Annotated in this window: 1 protein-coding gene; it reads left to right on the plus strand. The window is 67.3% G+C overall.

Features of this window, described 5'->3' with window-relative positions:
- Window positions 1-172 precede the first annotated feature (172 nt).
- Window positions 173-3325, plus strand: a complete 3153-nt coding sequence (locus ACFVX6_RS40670; protein WP_389699618.1) for a LamG-like jellyroll fold domain-containing protein — start codon at window positions 173-175, stop codon at window positions 3323-3325.
- Window positions 3326-3468: the final 143 nt, after the last annotated feature.

Here is a 3468-nt window from a genome sequence, read left to right on the forward strand (position 1 = left end):
GCCGCCCGCCCGCTCATCCAGTCGGGCGGGGTGCATACAAATCTCCCCCCCTGATCTGCGCCCGGGGCCCGCCCCCCCCGGGGGGGGGGGGGGGCCCCCCCCCCCCCCCCCCCCGACGCTCGAGGGAGCCAGTGCCACCTACCCGGAGGTACTGCCCGGCGTAGACCTTCGCATGACGGCCACCGTGGAGGGTTTCCGCGAGGTCCTCGTCGTCAAGACCCCCCAGGCCGCGGCGAGCCCGGCGCTGAAGGAAGTCAAGTTCGCGCTCAACGCCAAGGGCCTGGACGTCTCCGGAACCAAGGAGAACGGGCTGACGGCCCGCAACAGCGACGGCCAGACCGTCTTCGAGGCACCGCCGGCCCGGATGTGGGACTCGACCGGCCCGGAAGCAACGCCTGCTCCCTCCGGGGCGAAGTCGGCCTCCGTCTTGCTGAACAGCCGCGCCGCGGTGACAACGGAAGAGGCGGGCCCCGTGGCCCCGGCGGGGAAGGGCGAGCACTCGCCGTTCGATGGTCCCGGCCTCGGTGATCAGAGGGCGACCATGCCCCTGGCCGTGGACGCCAAGAGCCTCACCGTCATCCCGGACGCCAAGCTCATGGCGCAGAAGGATCCCTCGGCCTTCCCCCTGTACATCGACCCGTCCGTCAACGCGGACTACAGCGTTCAGCGCCTTCTGCTGCGCAACGACGGGTACGAGGACTACGCCTGGGAGAACGGCGAGGACAACCTCGGCAAGGGTGTCGGCGAGTGCGGTTCGTGGGCCGGCTACTACTGCGGTCCGGGTTACGTACAGCGGCTCTACTTCCAGTTCACGCCGGACAACCTGCGCGGCAAGAGGGTCCTGGACGCGACCTTCACCGTCACCGAACCGTGGTCCTTCCAGTGCGACCCGCGGAACGTGTGGCTCGTGCGTACGGCGGGCAGCTTCACCAAGTCGACGACCTGGGGAACCAAGCCGGCCTACGCAGACCTGATGGGCGACCGCCTGGTGTCCGCGGGACGGGGATCCTCGTGTGACCCGAATTCCCCAGCTGCGCCGATCGAGTTCAACGATAACCCGGACGAAAAGGACGAGAACCTGACGTCCACGGTCCAGGCCTGGGCGACCGGCAACTCGCCGCTGACCCTGGAACTGCGGGCCGAGAACGAGAGCGACACGAGCGCCTGGAAGCGCTTCCGCAACGACGCCGCGCTCTCCGTGGACTACATCAGCAACCCGGCTACCCCGACCGCCCAGACCGTCGATGGAACGCCGTGCGAGACGAGCATCGGTGACGCGACGACCATCGCGGGCACCAAGCCCGCGCTGCGTGCCACGACCGAGGTCTATCCGGGTGGCGAGGCGGAGGCGCGGCTGCGGGTGGCCTTCCTCATCGAGAGGCAGGACGGGTCGAACTGGGTCAAGGTGAATAGCGGTCCGTTCATCGACAGCCCCAGTAACAGCTACTACGGGGCCAATGCCTCGGTCCGTGCCGAACCGGAACTGATGCCGACCCTGCAGGACGGCAAGACGTACCGCATGCTCACGTGGACCAGGTCCTTCGCCGCCGACGTAGCGACCGCGGGAAGCCCCCCTGTCACCTGCTACTTCAAGGTGGACTCCTCCGCTCCGAAGCCCCCGCGGGTTTCAACCGGCGGCCTCTATGACGAGTGCACCTCGACCAGCTGCACGGCGGGGGGCAAGCCGGGACTGCCGGGTAAGTTCATCTTCCGTCCCGCCGAGGGCGAGGACTCCAAGGTCGTCAAGTACAAGTACAAGTTGGACGATGACTCCACCTGGACCGATGTGTCGGTGGCGGCTAGTTCGTCCGTCGAGATCGCCCCGCATCATGCAGGGCTGAACGTGCTCCAGGTCAGGGGCGTGGACAACGTGGATGGCGGCCGCCCGGGGCAGCGGTATGAGTTCCGGTTCGCCGTGAACGAGGACCCCGATCCGGTGGCGCACTGGAACTTCTACGACATGTCCGGTGACGATGCCAAGGACACCGCGACCAGAGACGTCTCGCCCGATCCGGCGGACCTGCGCAACGGTGCCACCCGTCCTTCAGACGGTCGCCGAGGCTGGCTCACCGACATCGATCAGGAAGACACGGCTCTGCGGCTCGACGGTGTCGATGACTACGCGGCGACCTCCGGTCCCGTGATCAACACCCAGGAATCCTTCACCATCGCGGGCTGGGTGCGCCCCGACCGTGTCGACAAGACGTTCTCCATGGCCGGCGTGGCCGGCGACTACATGAGCGCCGTCAACATCACCCACCGCGCGAACGGAACCTGGTCGGCCGCGCTGCCCACCACGGACGACACCAACTCCAACGGCATCAAGTACGTCGTCAACGCCAAGGCGAAGACCGTTCCCAAGGTGTGGACCCATGTCGCCGTCGTGTACGACAAGGCGGCCAGGCGACTGCGTCTCTACATCAACGGCGACTTCCAGGAAGGCATCGACCTGCCCTCGGACTTCAAGCCCGTGGCGGCGAAGGGCCCCCTGACCATCGGACGCAACAAGTACCGCGGTGAGTGGGTCAACGACTTCCCCGGCCTCATCGACGAGATGACCGTCTGGCAGTCAGACCTGAGCGCGGAATCGCTGCGGGCGGACGTGCAGATGCACGACAAGGCCACCGGCCGGAACATGGTCGAGCTCTCGGCCCGCTGGAACCCCGACACCGTCGCCGGAAGCACCCTGACGGACACCTCCGGCTACGACCGCGACCTGACCATCTCGTCGGGAGCGACCATCGCCGGCGGCAAGCTGGTCCTCAACGGGACCACGGGCGACGGATACGCAGCAGGACCGATCGTCGACGAAATGGGGTCGTTCACCGCGACCGCCGGCGTCGAACTCGACTCGGAAAAGCTCGTCGCCAAGCCCAACGGGTACATCGCGCAGGTCCTGGGCCAGCGCAACAGCGGCGGGGCGGCATGGGGCCTGTGGTTCAAGAAGACCGCCACCGAAACCACCCACCACCCCGACACCGGCGCTGAAGTCACCTCCGTCATCGGCAACTGGTACTTCGGCCGCCTCAACGCGGATGGCACCGGCACCTGGTCGGTGAGCCCGGCCCGAGCCGAACTCGACACGTCCGTGCAGGTCACCGTCGTCCACAACGCCCAGGACAACCGTCTGAAGCTGTACGTCGACGGCAACTACGTCTCCGACCGTGACGACTTCTACGCCACCGAGTCGGGCAGCACGACCTTCGCGGTCGGCAAGGGCCTCGTGAACGACGCCTGGGGCAACTACCTCCCCGGCAAGATCAACGACGTACGCGTATGGACCGGAGCCATGATCGACGCCGAACAGGTCAAGGACTTCACCTAGACCGAACACGGCTGCCTGCCTCCTAGCGGCAGCCGGGGCTTGTACAGAGCGGCCGGGGTCGCAGAACGCGACCCCGGCCGCTCGGCCCAGCTGCTCCGCGCGCCCAACGCCACTCATTCACACACACCACTACCTTGCGGCTC

The sequence above is a fragment of the Streptomyces sp. NPDC058289 genome (assembly GCF_042880975.1).
Classification (GTDB): domain Bacteria; phylum Actinomycetota; class Actinomycetes; order Streptomycetales; family Streptomycetaceae; genus Streptomyces; species Streptomyces stoeckheimensis.

What these genes read in the sequence shown, in the direction of transcription:
- ACFVX6_RS40670 (WP_389699618.1), top strand. Translation starts at nt 173, where the DNA reads ATGACGGCCACCGTGGAGGGTTTCCGCGAGGTCCTCGTCGTCAAGACC.